We start from the raw sequence: 17,012 nt of genomic DNA, 5'->3' as shown, positions 1-17,012 counted from the left end.
ACATCCCCTCCTCCGACCATGATTACAGCTTCAGAAAGAACAGCGTCAGCTCCTCCCGGTTATGAAAAAGCTGCTTCGCCTGCTGCAGCGACAGCTCAGGAGCGAGATCCTGGGTCACCTCGCGGATCGTCTGGAACGCTTTCTTATGCATCAGCTTCACGGTAATGACCGCCGTGCCTCCCGGCTGAAGGGCATAGAGCAGCCCTTTGACCAGCTTCGCCATCTGCCTATGGCTCCAGCTCATGTCGCATACGAGCAGATCGAACTCCCCGGCGGCGAATGCGACGTCGTCGGCATTTTTCTGCAAATACCTCAGGCGCGGGCTGCGCAATAGCGTTGCATCGAGCTTTGCCGGGTCGACGGCCGTCACCTGCAGCCCGCGCTCGAGCAGCAGCGAAGTCCAGCCGCCCGGCGCCGCTCCGATATCCAGTGCGCTTCGGTACTGCGCAAAATCGAGTCCGAACGCCTGCTCCGCCTCCAGCAGCTTGAATTTCGCGCGCGAAATTTGTCCTTCCTCGCGACGAAAACGGATAGCGCCTCCAGGCCAATCGCTTATATTTTCATGAGGAGCCGACCTTCCAAAATACAGACGCCCTCCCGCTGCGAGCAGGGAAAGCACTTCATCCGCCTCTCTCGCAACAGGCACGGCTTGCCACTCCTGTTCCAGCAGCTCATCAACCGCGTGCTTCAGCTCCGGAACCGAAAGGCCGGACGCCCCTTCCTCCGTCTTCCGGACTTGAACCGCAATGCGCTGACCGGCTCCTGGCGGACGCTCCTTCAGCTGCCGCTGCAGCCAAGCCACGGTAGCTTGAAGGTCTTCCCCCAAGTCCGCCTCCGCCTCCACAGGCTGCATATGCCGGAGAAAAGCCGGCGCTCCGGCCAATATCCGTTCCACTACGCGTTCCCGGCTTTCCTCCACCGTGAATTTGAACAGCTCCCCGGCGGCCAGCCATTCAAAACGGACGGGCGCTTCGAACAAACGCCGAATCTCCTCCTGAGCCTGCTGGGCAAAGCCGCGGTTCGACGTACCGATCCATACCGAAATCCCCATTACAGCACCTTGATCCATGGCCGGTCACCGAACCATTCCAGCTTCACGGGAACCTGATACGCCTTCATCAGGTTCTCTTCCGTAAGCACGTCCTTCTTCGGACCGGAAGCGATGATCCTGCCTTGGTCGATCAGAAGCAAATGGGTGAACATCGGCATAATTTCCTCGATATGATGCGTCACGTAAATGACGGTCATCTGCTGTCCGCTCAGCTCGTTCACCTGCTCCAACAGCCTCTCGCGCTCGAACAGATCCAGTCCCGAGCACGGCTCGTCCATAATGAGTACCGACGGCTTCGTCATCAACGAGCGGGCCAGCATCACTTTCTTCCGTTCGCCCTGAGACAGCGTCCCAAGCGGCTGAAACGCCAAGTGGCGCAGCTTGAAGCGGCTCAGCATATCGAGCGCCTGCTCCTGCACGCCGGCCGGGATCTCCTCGTAGAACCGCAGGAAGCCGAACGCCCCTGTAGCTACAACCTCCCATACCGTGTCCGCCGGCGTCAGCTTCTCGTACAACGATTGGCTGATATAGCCGATGCGCTTGCGCACTTCCCGGACATCGCATTGTCCGTATACGTTGTCAAGCACCTTCACCGTGCCCTTGCTGGGGAACTGGTAGCCCGTCAAGAGTTCGAGAATGGTCGTCTTGCCCGACCCGTTCTTCCCGAGCACGACCCAGTGCTCCCCCTCTTGAATATGTAACCCGACGCCGGACAAGATATGTCTTTCTTCTCTTATAAAATCAATATTTTCCAGGGATACAACCTGCGACAAGACCATCACAACCTATTCTCAGCAGTATTTGCAATTTCGTTCAGCAGCTCCGGCGGCATCGGTCCGTTCACGACCAGTACATCCTCCGGCCTGCCGGCATATAACGCCTGATACATATTCAACCTTCCTCCGTCGCTGGAGGTATGCAGATAAATGCGCCGCGGAAAGCGCCCGGACTCTAGAATCCGCCGCACCACTTGCATTCCGTTCGGCTGTCCCCACCCGAGATCGTAATCGAGGGACAAGACGTCGACCTCGCATTCGAGGAGCAGCAGAACACATTCCTCGGCGCTTCTGGCCGGAACGAAGCCTTTGGGGCACGGACGGACGTCGTCCAAATACAGATGGATCATCGCGAAGCCAGCTCCTTCACATAAGCAATTTCCGCTGCGTGCGTCCCTCCGTTCGGAACCGAGGTTTCAAGTACGGCGGGCATCTCCACCCGCCCCTTGATGCTGGGGGAGGTCAGCATTTCGCGGAAACGCTCCCTGCCCATCTCGCCCGTACCGATATTGGCATGACGATCTTTGCCCGCCCCTCCGGGATACACGGAATCGTTCAAATGGACGGCCCGCAGATGGTCCCAGTAGCCGAGCTGAACCGCACGCTCCTCCAGCCGCTTCCAGCCGTCCGGACCCGAAGGCCACAGCCCGGAAGCGAACGCATGACACGTATCCAAGCAGAAGCCGATAAGCTCCGGCCTGGAGCTGAGGGTTCGCACCTGAACGAGCTCCTCGAGCGTCGTACCCATCGCCGTGCCTTCTCCCGCCTGATTTTCTATCAACAGCAGCGCTCTTCCGGCATACCCGTTAAGCACTTCATTTAAACATTGTATAATATTTTTATAGCCTTGTAACGGGTCTTTTCCTTTATATTTGCCAAAATGCACCACAACGCCAAGCGAGCCGCAATGGTCGGCAATCGCAAGATCGTTCCGCAGCGAAGCGACCGTCGCCTGACGGAGCTCGCCTTCAGCCGCCAGATTCGTTGGATAAGGAGAATGCGCAATGGACACCAATCCTTCAGCAGCACAGTATTGGGCGCACTCCGGACCGTCTGCCGGAAGATACGATTTGACCGCCAGGCTCCGCGGATTTTTGGGGAAATATTGAAACGATCCCGCGCCGAGCCGGACGGCGGTTTTGGCCGTCTCGAGCAGTCCTTTGCGGGTCGAGATGTGGCAGCCGATTTTCATCGCGATTGCCTTCCTCCTCGTATAGCGCCTTCCGTTGGCTGAATCAAAGCTGGCACCCCGGGCAGTAAAACATTTTTCTGGCGGAAATTTCGTCCTGAACGATCTCTCCGCCGCACCGGCCGCACTGCTCTCCCCCGCGGTCATACACCAGGCAGCTGTCGTTATATCCGCCCGTAAGCGCATCTCCGGCGAATAGCGGATTCTCCATATAGCCGCCTTTCCGGATCGCGTCGTTCAAGACAAGATGGATCGAATGGTATAGATTCCCGGTTTCCCCAGGAGAGAGCTCGTCGATTCTGCGGGTCGGAAGCAGCTTGGCCGCGAAGCATATTTCGTCCGAATAGCAATTCCCGATGCCCGCGATCCATTTTTGATCCACCAGCTGAAGCTTGAGCGTCCCCTTTTTCCGCTTCACCATTCCGCTGAAGAAAGTCTCCGTGAAGCCGGAAGAGAGCGGCTCCGGTCCAAGCGGCGCCAGATGAAGCCGCAGGACTTCGTCATTCAGCAAATGCAAGTACCCTAAACGGAGTCCTATAAAGTACAGCGTGAACGTGGAAAAAGAGAGCTCCACTTGCGTGCTGCGATCGGGCTTATCCTGTTCCGTGCCCAAATGCATCCAGCCCCCCAGCATCAGATGAAGCAGCAGCGTTTCGTCGGAATCCAGATGAAACAGAAGATGCTTGGCTCGTCTGGAGATGTCCGTGACCGTTCGGTTCATTAATTTGGCGGCGAACAGCGGCTCCGGCATATTTACGGATTTCTCGCGGTTCACGGCGACGCCGGTGATCTTCCTGCCGACAAGGTTCTCCGCCAGGAGTCGTCTATAGGTTTCCATCTCCGGTAATTCAGGCATGGCAGGCACAGCCTCCGTTCATCTTTTAACATCATCTATTGCCATATTCGGGAGAAAACAAACGAAGCCCGGCGGGAATAGCCGGACTGCTGCGGTTGCGGGCCTCTTCGATTGAACCAGGATAAACGGCTACGCCGTCCTTATCTTACAAGGCTAGCGCGTTTACCAAGGTTGATGCGAAGCTATAAGCTACGAAAAACTTATAAATTCTGCCCTGAAAATAAAAATCGTAACTTGCTGCACGCCAAAGCTTTTGAAAATTTCATGCTGGGTTTTGTTATTAAAAACAGCCCTCTAAGCTCTATTTTTGGCAATAAGAAACTAAGCCCCCGGATACACAATTATTTAATGTCATTAAGTTTAAGCAGTTTGATCTTGAATATTTACTTGGAGTCCCAATGACTCCAGTCTCTTGATTGAGTGCTTTATCAACATTTCTTTTTTTCGTTGGTCAAAGTAATCGAATCCTAGTTCGAGGTATTCTTGTCTTCGCGTTAACAAGATATGAACGATGGTTAGTATGGTATGACCAACGGCTATCGCCGCTCGATTCTTCCCTCGCCGCGCTGCGATTCGGTGGTACTGAGCCGATAAGTATGAGTTTTTCTTTCGCGCTACAGCTCGCGCCGCCTCAGTTAGGGCGCTTCGCAATTTTTTGTTTCCCTTTCGCGTTTTGGCCGACTTTTTCTTCCCCGCGCTTTCGTCATGACCTGGAGTCATTCCCGCCCATGAGCATAAATGTCCGGGGGTTGGAAACCGTGCCATGTCCGTACCGATCTCTGCTAAGATTTGTTCAGCAGTTCGTTTACCGACACCGGGGATAGAATCCAATAACTTCAGGTCTTCCGCAAAAGGGGCCATGCGTTTATCGATCTCTGTATCCAATTCCGTGATCAGTTCGTTCACATAATCGATATGGGCTAGCTGTTTCTCGATCATGAGCAGTTGATGAGCTCCGAGTCGCCCTTCCAACGCCAGTTTTAACTGTTCTTTCTTTAACTTTAGTTTCTTTTGAGCGAAATCGGCCAAGACGGAAGCATCGGTTTCACCGGTAATCATGGCTTCCAACATGTTTCGTCCGGAAACTCCGATTACATTGGAAGCCACAGAGGATAGCTTGATGTTGCCGCCTTCCAGTACCTTTTGAAGCCCATTCACTTCGCGTGTTCGCTCTTCAATGATGCTTCGCCGGTAACGAATAATCTCTCGCATCTCTCTTTGATCCCGATTCGGGATATAGCTTCCTTGCACCAAACCATGTCTTACTAACTTGGCGATCCATTCGGCATCTTTAACATCCGTTTTACGTCCGGGAACGGATTTGATGTGCTGAGCATTGACTACCATCGGCTTGAGATCTTCTAATTCCAACAGGTTGTATATTGGTTTCCAGTAGTCTCCCGTGCTTTCCATCGCGACATGGGTGCATCGGTTTTGCTTGACCCAGTCCACGAGTTCAATCAGGTTCCGAGTCATTGTAGCAAATGTTCGAATCTCCTTTCCTTGAGGGGTGATGATGCAGGCAGTGATGCTCTTCTTATGAACATCCAGACCGCAACAGCGTTCATGCAATACATCCATGACTTGCTTCTCCTTAGACTGGATTGATTAAGGCTGGTGCAAACTACCAAAAGGGTTATTCTGCCCTACGTGCTTCCCGAAGGAGCAACAATCTGTGATGCACCGGGTCGTTTGTGGTCCGTCTTATCAACGGGCTCGTAGCACCAAGAATTTACGACCTACCTTCGCCAGCCATAGTAGAAGTATGGACAAAATTTTCATTTATCAGTGGTGCCGCAACAGCGGCATGGGAGTCTTATCAACTGAAAAAAAAGCAGCCCGCCTCTGCAGGAGGCCAAGCTGCCGCTCTTTCGACTTTATACTGCTTCGGTGATTCGCCGTTCTCCGCATTCGATAGCCGCCTGCGCCGCAGCGATCCGGGCTAACGGAATCCGGTATGGGGAACAGCTGACGTAGTCCAGACCCGTTTGGTGGCAAAAGCGGATGGATTCCTTCTCTCCCCCATGCTCCCCGCAAATTCCTGTCTTCAGCTCCGGCTTATGGTTCCTTCCGGCTCTGACCGCCCACTCGATCAGCCGTCCTACCCCTTCCGTATCAAGCACCTGGAACGGATTGTCCGGCAGCAGCTTTTGCTCCAGATAATGCGTCAGGAATTTGCCTTCGGCGTCATCCCGGCTGTAGCCGAGCGTCATTTGGGTCAAATCGTTCGTTCCGAAGGAGAAGAAATCGGCATACTCCACGATCTGGTGCGCGGTAATGGCGGCACGGGGCACTTCGATCATCGTCCCCACCCGATAAGGCAGTCTCCCTTCCGGATCGATCCGCTTCGCGAGGCGGTCCGCCAGCTCCCGGAACAGCTTCAATTCGCTGGCATGCCCGACAAGCGGAATCATAATCTCGGGGAGAACGGCAATCCCTCTGCCCGTACAATTTGCTGCGGCGTGGAATAAAGCTTCAATCTGCATCGCATAGATTTCCGGGAAGACGATGCCGAGCCTGCAGCCCCTGTGACCGAGCATCGGGTTCGCTTCATGAAGGCTCTGCACCTTCTTCAGAAGCCGGCCTACTTCCTCTATTTCGCTCTCCTTCGGCTCCGGTTCGCTTTGCAGCGCATGCAGCTTCTCCTGCAAATCCGCCGCTTGGGGCAAAAATTCATGCAGCGGAGGATCCAGCAGACGAATCGTGACGGGAAGTCCGTCCATTTCCTCAAATATCCCTTCAAAATCCGACTGCTGCATCGGAAGCAGCTTCTCCAGCGCCGCCTTGCGTTCCTCGTCATGATCGGCTAAGATCATCTGTTGAACGACTGGCAGACGGTCCGGTGCAAAGAACATGTGTTCCGTACGGCATAGGCCGATGCCTTCGGCACCGAATTGTCTGGCGATTCTCGCGTCAACCGGGTTGTCCGCATTGGCTCGGATCCGGAGAGCGCGCACCTCGTCCGCCCACTGCAGGATGACGAGCAGCTCTTCGGTCATCTCGGCCTCCTTCAGCGGGACGGCCCCTGCGATCACCCGGCCGGTCCCCCCATCCAGCGTAATCCAATCCCCTTCGCTCCAGGTTCGGCCGCCGGCCATCATGCGTTTCTCCTCCGCATCGATGCGAAGCTGCTCGCAGCCGCAGACGCAAGGCTTTCCCATTCCTCTGGCCACGACGGCCGCATGGCTTGTCATCCCCCCACGGCTGGTCAGCACGCCTTCCGAGGCCATCACCCCATGAATGTCTTCCGGCGTCGTCTCGGGCCGGGCCAGAACGACGAGCTTGCCCGCTTTCTTCCATTCGGCCGCCGTATCCGCATCAAATACGAGCTGACCCGCCGCCGAACCGGGGGAAGCAGGCAGTCCGGCTGCAACGATATCGAGCACGGCGCTCTCATCGATGCCCCGGTGCAGCAGCTGGTCCAAATGGGCGACCTCGATTTTTTGCAGCGCTTCCTCTTTCGATAACAAGCCTTCACGGACGAGTTCAACGGCGATTCTCAGAGCAGCCTGTGCATTTCTTTTCCCTGTCCGGGTTTGCAGTAAATATAGCTTCCCTTTCTCAACCGTAAACTCAATGTCCTGCATGTCCTTGTAATGCCGTTCCAGCTGCTTGGCCGCTTCGTACAACCGGTCGTAAAGCTCAGGGTGATCCTGCTTCAAGGAGGCGATGGGCTTCGGCGTTCTGACGCCGGCCACCACGTCCTCGCCCTGCGCGTTCATTAAATATTCGCCGTAGAAATGATTTTCCCCTGTAGACGGATTTCGGGTAAAGACGACGCCTGTTCCGCAATCGCTTCCCATATTGCCGAATACCATGCTTTGAATGTTAACGGCGGTTCCTTGGCTGTCGGGAATACGGTTCAGTTTCCGGTATAATTTTGCTCTGGGATTGTTCCACGACTGAAAGACCGCCTCAACGGCCATCTTCAATTGATCGTAGACGTCCTGAGGAAAAGATCGTCCCGACTCCTTCCGAATGCACATCTTGTATTCCTCAATTAGCTCTAACCAGCCCTCGGCCGGGACTTCCTGATCCCGAGCCGTGCCGTGCCGCTGCTTAATCCGGTGCAGCAAGGTTTCGAAATGATACGACTCCACTCCCAAAACGACGTTGCCGAACATCTGGATCAACCGTCTGTAGCAATCATAGGCGAATCGGGGGTTGTTCGTCTTGCTCGCGAGGCCCGCGACCGTTGCATCGTTCAAGCCTAAATTCAGAATCGTGTCCATCATTCCCGGCATGGAGGTGACCGAACCGGATCTTACGGAGATCAAGAGCGGACCGGTTTCGTCGCCGAAGCGTTCCCCCTTCTCCTTTTCCAGCCGGTTCAGGGCGTCAATAATTTGCCTGAGTAATGCGTCCGATATCATATGATCTTGTTGAAAATAGGTCAAGCAGGCCTCGGTCGTAATCGTAAATCCGGGAGGCACGGGAAGACCGGCGCGGGTCATCTCCGCGAGATTGGCTCCTTTCCCACCTAAGAGGTTCCTCATGAAAGCGCTGCCTTCCTGAAAAGAAAAAACTTGCTTCTGAGTCATGGAGCATCTCCCTTTGCTTTATTTTAGGCGGACATCGCTAACGTCTTGCTGCTGGGCCTTTTTCACCCGCTCTTCATGGCAATCCGGTTCTTGGCAATCCGAGTAGTAAACGGTGACTTTCTCCGCATCAAACGTTCCGATAATCGTTTCACAATGCTTACACAAAATAGTCCCCAGCTCCAGTTGTTCAACTTTACTCAACATGATGGATCAACCCTTTCCAGTTTGTATTTAGTGTGCTTCTTTTGTTTATTAGTATACACTATATAATCATTATTGTACATTTATTTTTTATATATTGTACATTATATGGTGTTTAAAGCGGTTTCATCTCCATTGAGGTTAAAAGCATCACAGTCACGGTCTGAGGTAAGCGGCAGCGAAGCTTCGGCTCAAACGCAAACAGACAGGGTCGCAATAACCCTGTCTGCTTGTATGATGATCCTTTGGCTAAACCAAGCTATGATCCTCCATCGGCAGCAACAGCTGCTCGTGGCGTTCGGCCGCAGCCGCCGGGCGCCGTCTTCCACGGACCGGGCGCTCCGGCATGCCGCCGCCCGAATCGGGAACCGCGGCCGTCCGTTCCCCGGAGCAAGCTCCTGTTCGGAAGCTCCCGGGTGAGGTCCATACGCCCTTGTGCGTTCTTGCCTGCTCAGCCTCCGCCTTGCGTCTAAGGCGCTCGATGCGCTTTTCCAGTGCCGGACCCTGCGTCAGTTCACGTTCCTCGGCTCCGGTGCGCTTCCCTTTCCGCGACAAGCCGCCGCTGAAGCCGGACCGGTTTAGCGTTTTACGCTCCCGAAGCTTGTCCATCGCCCGCTCCGCGTAGACCAATGCCCCTGCGGCGGACTTTTCTTTATGCTCGTAGAACATGGAGAGCTCGATGTAGGGCTCCAGCGAAGCGGTAGGAAGCGTTCCCTTTAGTTCAAGGTACCGCTCCCAGAGCGTGCACGCCTCCTTATAGCGTCCGGCCTGCTTGTAGTAACCGGCGAGCGGCAGCAGACAGCCGTAACCGATGTCCCGGCGTTCCGCAGCCTCATCGTCTTCTTCAGCGGGGATCTTCTCCAGCCGATCTGCGGTCAGCTCGGCAAAAAGCTTCTCCATCGCGGCCGACGCCAATTCGCGAAGTCCGAGCTTATCCAGCCATAGCCCTAGGCGGAACACCTCCTCGCTCCCCGCTTCCCAGACGCGGTCCCATGGGATGCGTCCTTCTGAGAGCCCGGCGAATAGAACGGCTAATCCGGCAAGCGACAAAATATCGAGCTCATTATGCAGAAAGACGCCCTTCAGCACCTCAGCATCCCGCTCCGCCAAATATTGAAAATAAAGCGCAGGGGCAAGCGATCCCGGAACATCGTCCTCGCGCGTCACGCCGAGACGTTCCTCTTCCACCATGCCGAGCCGGCAGGAGGGCAGCGTATTCCGCCACAGGCTGCGGGAAGGGTATAAAAAATCGATATGGCCCTCGGGCTCCTTCCGGAGCTCCACTCGGTTCATGACGCAGCGGCTCCGGATGATCGGCCAATCGAAAGATTTGCCGTTATAGGAGATGAGGATCGGACGCCGTTCCAGCAGGTCCTGTAAATAGACGAACATGGCCGACTCCTCCCCGGGATGCCGGATCAGCATCTGCTCGACGATGTACTGTTCTCCGCTGTAATAACCGACGCCGATCATGAAGGGGATATTACCCGCGCCGAGACCAAGACCGGTCGTCTCCGTGTCTAGGAACAGCAGCCGCTCGTGAAACGGCGTACGGTCCGAAGGTGCCGTTTGCACCGCCGCGTTCGGACCAAGCAGCGGCAGAAGCCATTCGCCGCGTCCGATAAGCTCGCCCAGCCCTGCGAAGCCGTGACGAAAATCCGGCTCGAACCGGCGGCGACGCATGACGAACGAGCCCGCTTCGGTCTCTTCCAATCCCGCTCCGACAACCGCCCACTCGTTCCCCTCTGCGGTCTCCGTTAAGATTGGCTCTTTTATCGGTCCCCCGTCTTCTATTTGTCCCTCCGGTACCGGGGCCGCCTGGGCGAGGGGTTCTGCCGTCGCTCCGGCCGGATCAGGCCTTTTGTGACGCAGCAGCTTTTCACGAAGGGAGCTCATCGGACTTCCCCCGCAGCCCATTCTCGAAGCCTCCGGCAGCTTGGTTTCAGAACCGCCGCCAACTGCCAGTCCAGATGATTGGAATTTATCGCGTTATGCCGTGGGAGCACCTCTTCGAATTGGTTCAATACATGATCGGCCAAGCCGATTCCCTCCTTTTATCCGGAACGTTGACGTCCATTCATGCTAAAGCTGATCCAGCAGCTGAATGCTTTTTTGTTTGCCGTTGATTCCCTCGATTTCCGTACCGATACACGAAGGGCAGCCGTCCGAGCACGGACATTTCTTTATGAGGCTTCGAGCGGCGGCTTTTATTTCATCGAACCGTTTGAACACGTCTTCAGCCAGTCCGATTCCACCGGGATAATGATCGTACAAGAAGATGGTCGGAAGCTGGGTTTGCGCCGCTCTGATCTGGGAGACGACGTGAATGTCGCTTCGGTCGCACATCACATGAATCGGTACAATATGCTTCAATACGTTGGAAATACCTAATAACAATTGCTCCAGCGTTTTCGTGCCTATGGCCGGATCTACGTCTTTTAACTCCATCCACGTTGCACTGGTATGCAGTTCTTCCTCGGGTAAAAAGATAGGTCCCGATCCGATATTTTCCCCAGTCGTCAATTTGATTTTCTTAAAAATGGTCGGAAGGGCGTTGACTACGACGTCTCCGTAATGGATGGCAGTCGTTCTTCTGCTGAGGGTTTTATCGATCTCCAGCACCTTAAGCTGGACCGCCAGGTTGGCGTCCGTATAATATTCTACGTCCACTTCCCTCACGTAAGCCTTCTTATGATCCCAGTCCAGCTTCTCAACCTGGAACTGAACCCCCTCATGCAAGTAGATCGCTTCGTCGTGCAGCAAGGTCATGGCGCTGAAACGGTCCATTTCTCCGATAATCCTGACATTCGCCACGTCCGACTGGTCTACGATCACGACATTTTCCTGGGAAGCCGACCGCAGGCTGATATTGCTGGCCGGGAACGATTGATTGGCCCAGTAGAACGTATTCCCGTTCCGGTGCAGCACGTTCTCTTCCACCAAGTATTCCATGATATCCGTGACGTCCAGCGGGCCGAATTCCTCGTCCTTCCGGAACGGGATTTCGTAAGCGGCGCACCTTAAATGATCGACCAGAATGATCAGGTTTTCTGGGTTGATTCGGGCCGATTCCGGCGACCGGTCGAAAAAATATTCCGGATTGTGCACGATGTACTGATCGATCGGAGTCGAGCCGGCTACCATGAGAACCAGCGCTTCCCCATGTCTGCGGCCGGCCCGGCCGGCCTGCTGCCAGGTGCTTGCCACGCTGCCGGGATATCCGGTCATGACGCATACCTGCAGCTGACCGATATCGACGCCGAGCTCCAAAGCGTTCGTGCTTACGACGCCCAGGATTTCGCCGTCTCTTAATCCCTTTTCGATTTCACGACGCTGCTTCGGCAAATATCCGCCCCGGTAGCCCCGGATGGATTTGGCGCCGATTTCTTTCTTCACCAATTCCTGCAGATGACTTAGTATCAGCTCGACCCTTACGCGGCTTCTGGCAAACACGATCGTCTGAACGTTATTTTTCAGAAATTGCATCGCCAGGCGGTTGACCTCAACCGTCGCGCTTTTCCGGATGTTTAACGGCTTGTTGACGATCGGCGGGTTATAAAATACGAAATGCTTCCTTCCCCTGGGCGCGCCGTTGTCGTCGATTAACCGCATCGGACTGCCCGTCAGCTGCTCCGCCAATTCCTTCGGATTTGCGATGGTGGCCGACGTGCAAATGAAAACGGGATCGCTCCCGTAAAATTTACAAATTCGTTTCAATCGCCGGATGACGTTCGCTACATGGCTGCCGAAGACGCCCCGGTATGTATGCAGCTCGTCGATGACGATATATTTGAGATTGCCGAACAGACTGACCCATTTCGTATGATGGGGAAGGATCGCGGAGTGCAGCATGTCGGGGTTCGTAATGACGATGTGCCCCGCTTTGCGGACGATCTGCCGGATGGCCGGCGACGTGTCGCCGTCGTAGGTGAAGCTTTTAATATCGATGCCCATCTCGTGAATGATTTCGTTCAGCTCGCTCTTCTGGTCTTGGGCGAGAGCCTTCGTCGGGAACAGGTACAGCGCACGGCTGGAATCGTCCTCCGCTACGGCTTGGAGCACCGGAAGGTTGTAGCATAACGTTTTCCCGGAAGCCGTGGGGGTGACGGCTACGATATGCTCCCCTTTTCGCAGCGTCTGGTAGGCGGAGTATTGATGCGTGTAGAGCTCTCCGATGCCCTTCTTGCCCAGTGCGGCCTTGATCCGGGGGTCGATGCTTTCCGGGATCGGCTTCGTCCTCGCTTCCTGCGGTTCGATTTCGTGCCAGTTGATTATATTTTCATCGGACCTTAATTCTTGAATCAGGTCGGATAACGATTTCTTTCGCAGCATCATGCGGTTGATTCACCTCGGTTTTATAGAACGATTGTTCCCCTACATTATAAGCTTCCCGGCAAAAATAAAAAAGCCCCTAAAAGGCATTTTTGGGGCTTTCCAGGCTGCCCTAGAAACCCATGAAATAGAGAAATCTGCCTTGGTACTCCGGTGGGGTATCCCCTTCCGGCCGCTGTTGTTACCCGTAAAATATTCAATTTATTCGCTATGCAGCGGTCATTTTCCGATAACAAAGGCGGACGCTATCGCTCCTACAGGGGATACCCCACCTACCACATTTGCATTTTTCTACTTATCCGGGTTTCTCATCAATCTGAAAGCCCCTATAAAGCATTTTTCGGTTCATTCATAGCGGCGGCTTGAATCCGCCATAACGAAGGGAATGCCACATCCCGTGCACCGACGCTCATACGGCCTTACAATCCTCGTATGCCGTCGGGAGCGGTCTGCAGACGGAATCCGCGGATTGGCCAGGCACCGGGGCATTGCCGAAGCTGCCTCCCTGCTCAAGCGATCCGCTGCAGCCTTTTGCCGGGTACGCTGCGTGCTTTCAACGGCTCATGAAACGATCATAGCCCGCCTCTTTTCCGGTAAATAACCATTTATTTTCCCGTATCATTTGTCCGTGATCTTTATATACATAGAAAGGAGTTCTACCGAAGACAAGCCGGTAAATTGTTCAACGGTACAAGCCGCACCTAATCTCATGGAGCATCCCGTTTCCGCAAACCGTTCTTCAAGAAGATGCCGGCGCATCATCGCTTCCATTTCAGTGACGAGGTGAATCCTATGACCAACCCGTTTTCCGCCGCTTCCGAAGCCTATGAAAATGTAGTGAAACGCCTTTCCACCGGGTTCCGCCCCGATTTCTCCATCCTTCAAGAAGCAGGAGCAAACGCCGTATGGACCTTATTTGAATTCTGCCGAACGGCTGAATGTGAATTGCCGAAATGGATATCCTTGTTGCCGCAGTGCAGAACCTGTTGCAGCCGCCAGGACGTAGTAACGGGTGAAGGCCGATTGATATGGTGATCCGGCTGCTGCAGGGACTGACTCTGCTATATGCGTTTGCTTTCATTTGCGGACTGATTCTGGTCGGGGCCGGGCTGTTGTCTTCTTGGCTGGAGTGGGCAACCGGCTTTTATCTCATTCTTGGCGGGTTAACGGCGTTAGTTTGGTACGTAAGCCGTTACGGCAAGCGGCAGACGGTGTTCTTATTCGTGATTACGGCCAGCGTATCGTATGCGGCCGAATGGATCGGGGCCCATACGGAACTTTGGTTCGGCGGGTACGAATACGGTCTTGCTTTTGCCCCGCTCCTATTCGGCGTTCCGCTTGCCGTTCCTTTTGCCTGGTGCATGCTGCTCATTACCGGCAAAGCACTGGCCCCAGTTCGCATACCTGCGGATTCGTGGCGCGGGTTGACTTTGGCGGAGACGCAAGCGCCGAATAAAAGAAAGCTCCTGCGTGCCCGCAGACGCATACGCCGCAGAAGCTTTTGGCTTCCGGCGGTATGGGGGGCATCGATGGCTGCCGCCGTCGTTCTGCTGCTGAATCCCGCTGCCATAAAGCTGCGGTACGGTGCCTGGAAAGCCGGACTCGGTCAAAGCGGCTGGCCCGCTTTTTACGACATACCGCTGAGCAATTTCTTGTGTTGGTGGCTCATCGCCCTGCTTATCCTTAAGCTTGTGAATTATTTGCATGATGAATATTTCCGAATGATCCGCACCTCCTCTTCTATCGTTTCTTTGCCGGTCATGCTGTTAATTACGCTGGAGGCCTTATTCCTCACGCTGGCGCTGCGCTCCGGCTTAGGCTGGGCGGCTGCATTGAACCTGCTGCTGCTGAGCGGTTTGCTGTTGTGGAAACGAACGGAGGAGCGCGCATAGAGTCCCCTCCGCACGGGGTCCTGTATTTGAGTCGTCGTTCCAGCTGCACAACACTTTGCTGATGGTACGTTTTCACCGCATTTCATCTCAACCGCCTCTTGCTTAAGCAGGAGGCTTATGTCATGATGTCGGAAGAAGCACTGCGCCGATTCGGTTTTTCCGGGGTAAAGGCTATTAATGGAAAGGAAGAAGGTATTCCGCATGACTACCCGGAAACAAGGGATTGTGATCGGGGGCGGCATCGGCGGGCTGGTTACATCCATCCTCCTGTCCGTTCAAGGATTCGACATGACCCTTCTGGAACAAAATGAACGGCTCGGAGGCAAGCTGCAGCCGGTGGCGCTCGGCAAATATCAGTTCGACTTCGGTCCTTCGGCCATCACCATGCCTTGGATCTTCGAGCAGGTATTCCGAGAAGCCGGGGAGGCGCAAGATCCCGAGCTGCAGTTCTTGAAGCTGGCGGTCAACAGCCGCAATGTCTTCGAAGACGGCAGCAGCATCGATTTGAGCTCCGACCCGCTGCGCATGGAGGAGCAGCTGGCGCACTTCCCGCGGCAGGACCGGCTCGGCTTCCACCGTTATTTGCTGGAGGTCGAACGTCTCTTCAACGTGGTACAGGAGCAGTTCTTCAGCCGCACCTTCACGGAATGGACGGATTTCGTTTCCCCGAAGCTCGGGTCCGCCATCGCTTCCGCTCATCCGTTCGAGACGATGGATCATTTCCACCGCCGTTATTTCCAGGATTCGCGCCTTATGGCGATGATGAATCGCTATGCAACGTACGCAGGCTCATCGCCTTATGAAACCCCCGCAGCGCTGTCAATGATCGCTTACTTGGAGCTTGTCCGAGGCGTTTATTACATTTCCGGCGGCAGCTACCGTCTGGTGGAGGCGCTGGAACGGCTGGCGCGCAAAGTCGGCGTTCGAATCCATACCGGGGTACGGACGGAGCAAATATGCGTGCGCAGCGGGCGTGCTTGCGGAGTGATCGCCGGAGGGGACAAGCTGGAAGCGGACTTCGTCGTCTCGAACGCGGACGTTTTCACCACGCAAAGCTTGCTGAAGCCCGGCGAGCGCTCGGTCTCTTCCATCAACAAGCATCCGGTGCGCCTGTCAAGCTCCGGTTTCCTGATGTTGTTCGGCATGAACCGTCCGATCCGGGGTCTGCAGCATCATAATGTGTATTATCCGGGCGATTACGGAGCCGAATTCCAGGATATGTTCCATCGCCGCAGATGGCCCGAGAAGCCGGCCATCTATGTTAGCTGCTCTTCCGTCACTGAGCCGGAACGCGGCGGTTACGGCGGAAGCAATCTGTATGTCCTAATCCAGGTACCACCCGAGAAGCCGGCTTACGACGCTTCTCGCCCTTACGAGCCGGGCCCATCGGAGGAAGACGCCCGACTGGAGCGGATGCATTCCGCAAGGGAGCAGATCATTCAAAGACTGGGCGAAATCTGGGAAATCCCGGATTGGCAAAACGCCGTCGAAGAGGAAGCCATGTTCGGAACGGACTACATCGCTTCACGGACGGGCGCTTATGCCGGAGCTATGTACGGGAGCGCTTCCCACGGCTGGAGGCCAACCTTCTGCAGGCCGCCCCAATCCGACCGGACCATTCTCGGTCTGTACTATGCCGGCGGCACGACGCATCCGGGCGGCGGCACCCCTATGGCCGCCATGAGCGGAATGAACGCCGCGCGAATCATTTCCCGTCATCATGGCAAGGATTAGAAGCTGTTCCAGCTTTACTGCGCAATCAAGGGCCCATCAAACCAGGATAAACGGCTACGCCGTCCCTGTCTTACAAGGATCAGCGCGTTTACCAAGGTTGGTGCGAAGCTATAAGCTACGAAAACTTATAAATTCTTATTAACCCAGGATAAACGGCTACGCCGTCCCTGTCTTACAAGGATCAGCGCGTTTACCAAGGTTGGTGCGAAGCTATAAGCTACGAATACTTATAAATTCTTACTAGAGTAAAGGGCAGAGAAATCTGCCCCTCCTCATCAAACCGTACGTGAGGTTTTCCCTCATACGGCTTTCCGATGTTCGTCATTCATGTGCATGCAGATCACAAGAGCGTTTTAAGTCCACATTGACTGGCCAGAAATCTTACTTCTTGAAGCGAGCCCATCCATCTTGCACGCTGTCTTTTCTTGGCATACCATCTC

The 17,012-nt window shown here is 54.9% G+C and carries 14 protein-coding genes; 3 read left to right on the top strand and 11 right to left on the bottom strand.

Annotated features, from left to right (window positions below; translation table 11 throughout):
- Nucleotides 1–22: 22 nt before the first annotated feature.
- The 11 genes from O9H85_RS26405 to O9H85_RS26355 form a co-directional block, all read right to left on the bottom strand.
- A complete protein-coding gene (locus O9H85_RS26405) occupies nucleotides 23–1,069 on the bottom strand; it encodes an SAM-dependent methyltransferase (protein ID WP_269884399.1) in 1,047 nt (348 codons plus the stop codon).
- Nucleotides 1,051–1,830, bottom strand: a complete 780-nt coding sequence (locus O9H85_RS26400; RefSeq protein ID WP_269884398.1) for an ABC transporter ATP-binding protein — start codon at nucleotides 1,828–1,830, stop codon at nucleotides 1,051–1,053. Before O9H85_RS26400 ends, O9H85_RS26405 begins: the two co-directional genes overlap by 19 nt.
- Nucleotides 1,830–2,177: a cyclic-phosphate processing receiver domain-containing protein gene (locus tag O9H85_RS26395; RefSeq protein WP_269884397.1), complete on the bottom strand. Its 348-nt coding sequence runs from the start codon at nucleotides 2,175–2,177 to the stop codon at nucleotides 1,830–1,832. Before O9H85_RS26395 ends, O9H85_RS26400 begins: the two co-directional genes overlap by 1 nt.
- On the bottom strand, nucleotides 2,174–3,019 hold the full coding sequence (locus O9H85_RS26390) for a deoxyribonuclease IV (RefSeq protein ID WP_269884396.1): 846 nt from the start codon (nucleotides 3,017–3,019) through the stop codon (nucleotides 2,174–2,176). Before O9H85_RS26390 ends, O9H85_RS26395 begins: the two co-directional genes overlap by 4 nt.
- Before the next feature lie 43 nt (nucleotides 3,020–3,062).
- A complete protein-coding gene (locus O9H85_RS26385) occupies nucleotides 3,063–3,872 on the bottom strand; it encodes an Fpg/Nei family DNA glycosylase (RefSeq protein ID WP_269884395.1) in 810 nt (269 codons plus the stop codon).
- A gap of 360 nt (nucleotides 3,873–4,232) precedes the next feature.
- Nucleotides 4,233–5,453: an IS110 family RNA-guided transposase gene (locus O9H85_RS26380; protein WP_269884394.1), complete on the bottom strand. Its 1,221-nt coding sequence runs from the start codon at nucleotides 5,451–5,453 to the stop codon at nucleotides 4,233–4,235.
- A 296-nt stretch (nucleotides 5,454–5,749) separates the two neighbouring features.
- Complete coding sequence (gene ppdK, locus O9H85_RS26375) at nucleotides 5,750–8,413, bottom strand: pyruvate, phosphate dikinase (RefSeq protein WP_269884393.1); 2,664 nt, start codon at nucleotides 8,411–8,413, stop codon at nucleotides 5,750–5,752.
- A gap of 18 nt (nucleotides 8,414–8,431) precedes the next feature.
- Nucleotides 8,432–8,617, bottom strand: coding sequence for a GapA-binding peptide SR1P (locus O9H85_RS26370; RefSeq protein WP_269884392.1), 186 nt, complete (start codon nucleotides 8,615–8,617; stop codon nucleotides 8,432–8,434).
- Between the two features lie 246 nt (nucleotides 8,618–8,863).
- Nucleotides 8,864–10,510 carry a ribonuclease H-like domain-containing protein gene (locus O9H85_RS26365; protein ID WP_269884391.1) on the bottom strand — a complete coding sequence of 549 codons (1,647 nt, stop codon included), beginning with the start codon at nucleotides 10,508–10,510 and terminating at the stop codon, nucleotides 8,864–8,866.
- Nucleotides 10,507–10,653, bottom strand: coding sequence for a hypothetical protein (locus O9H85_RS26360; RefSeq protein ID WP_269884390.1), 147 nt, complete (start codon nucleotides 10,651–10,653; stop codon nucleotides 10,507–10,509). The genes O9H85_RS26365 and O9H85_RS26360 overlap by 4 nt, the downstream gene beginning before the upstream one ends.
- 43 nt (nucleotides 10,654–10,696) lie before the next feature.
- Entirely contained in the window at nucleotides 10,697–12,943 is a 2,247-nt protein-coding gene (locus O9H85_RS26355; protein WP_269884543.1) for a DEAD/DEAH box helicase, read from the bottom strand.
- A gap of 795 nt (nucleotides 12,944–13,738) precedes the next feature.
- Between O9H85_RS26355 and O9H85_RS26350 the strand changes: the two genes are divergently transcribed.
- From O9H85_RS26350 to O9H85_RS26340, 3 genes are all read left to right on the top strand, one after another.
- The gene (locus tag O9H85_RS26350; protein WP_269884389.1) at nucleotides 13,739–13,981 is read left to right on the top strand and encodes a hypothetical protein; all 243 of its coding nucleotides are present in this window, start codon (nucleotides 13,739–13,741) and stop codon (nucleotides 13,979–13,981) included.
- A complete protein-coding gene (locus tag O9H85_RS26345) occupies nucleotides 13,975–14,838 on the top strand; it encodes a carotenoid biosynthesis protein (protein ID WP_269884388.1) in 864 nt (287 codons plus the stop codon). The genes O9H85_RS26350 and O9H85_RS26345 overlap by 7 nt, the downstream gene beginning before the upstream one ends.
- A gap of 201 nt (nucleotides 14,839–15,039) precedes the next feature.
- A complete protein-coding gene (locus O9H85_RS26340) occupies nucleotides 15,040–16,572 on the top strand; it encodes a phytoene desaturase family protein (RefSeq protein WP_269884387.1) in 1,533 nt (510 codons plus the stop codon).
- The last annotated feature ends 440 nt before the right edge of the window (nucleotides 16,573–17,012 follow it).

The sequence above is a fragment of the Paenibacillus gyeongsangnamensis genome (genome assembly GCF_027533625.1).
GTDB classification, from domain to species: Bacteria; Bacillota; Bacilli; order Paenibacillales; family NBRC-103111; genus Paenibacillus_G; species Paenibacillus_G gyeongsangnamensis.
Note: the sequence above shows the minus strand (reverse complement) of the source record. Positions and strands in the feature narration are given on the sequence as shown.

Coding starts and splice junctions, on each gene's coding strand:
- ppdK (WP_269884393.1), bottom strand. CDS start 8,413: ATGACTCAGAAGCAAGTTTTTTCTTTTCAGGAAGGCAGCGCTTTCATG.
- O9H85_RS26385 (WP_269884395.1), bottom strand. CDS start 3,872: ATGCCTGAATTACCGGAGATGGAAACCTATAGACGACTCCTGGCGGAG.
- O9H85_RS26380 (WP_269884394.1), bottom strand. CDS start 5,453: ATGGATGTATTGCATGAACGCTGTTGCGGTCTGGATGTTCATAAGAAG.
- O9H85_RS26370 (WP_269884392.1), bottom strand. CDS start 8,617: ATGTTGAGTAAAGTTGAACAACTGGAGCTGGGGACTATTTTGTGTAAG.
- O9H85_RS26400 (WP_269884398.1), bottom strand. CDS start 1,830: ATGGTCTTGTCGCAGGTTGTATCCCTGGAAAATATTGATTTTATAAGA.
- O9H85_RS26345 (WP_269884388.1), top strand. CDS start 13,975: ATGGTGATCCGGCTGCTGCAGGGACTGACTCTGCTATATGCGTTTGCT.
- O9H85_RS26340 (WP_269884387.1), top strand. CDS start 15,040: ATGACTACCCGGAAACAAGGGATTGTGATCGGGGGCGGCATCGGCGGG.
- O9H85_RS26350 (WP_269884389.1), top strand. CDS start 13,739: ATGACCAACCCGTTTTCCGCCGCTTCCGAAGCCTATGAAAATGTAGTG.
- O9H85_RS26395 (WP_269884397.1), bottom strand. CDS start 2,177: ATGATCCATCTGTATTTGGACGACGTCCGTCCGTGCCCCAAAGGCTTC.
- O9H85_RS26365 (WP_269884391.1), bottom strand. CDS start 10,510: ATGAGCTCCCTTCGTGAAAAGCTGCTGCGTCACAAAAGGCCTGATCCG.
- O9H85_RS26390 (WP_269884396.1), bottom strand. CDS start 3,019: ATGAAAATCGGCTGCCACATCTCGACCCGCAAAGGACTGCTCGAGACG.
- O9H85_RS26405 (WP_269884399.1), bottom strand. CDS start 1,069: ATGGATCAAGGTGCTGTAATGGGGATTTCGGTATGGATCGGTACGTCG.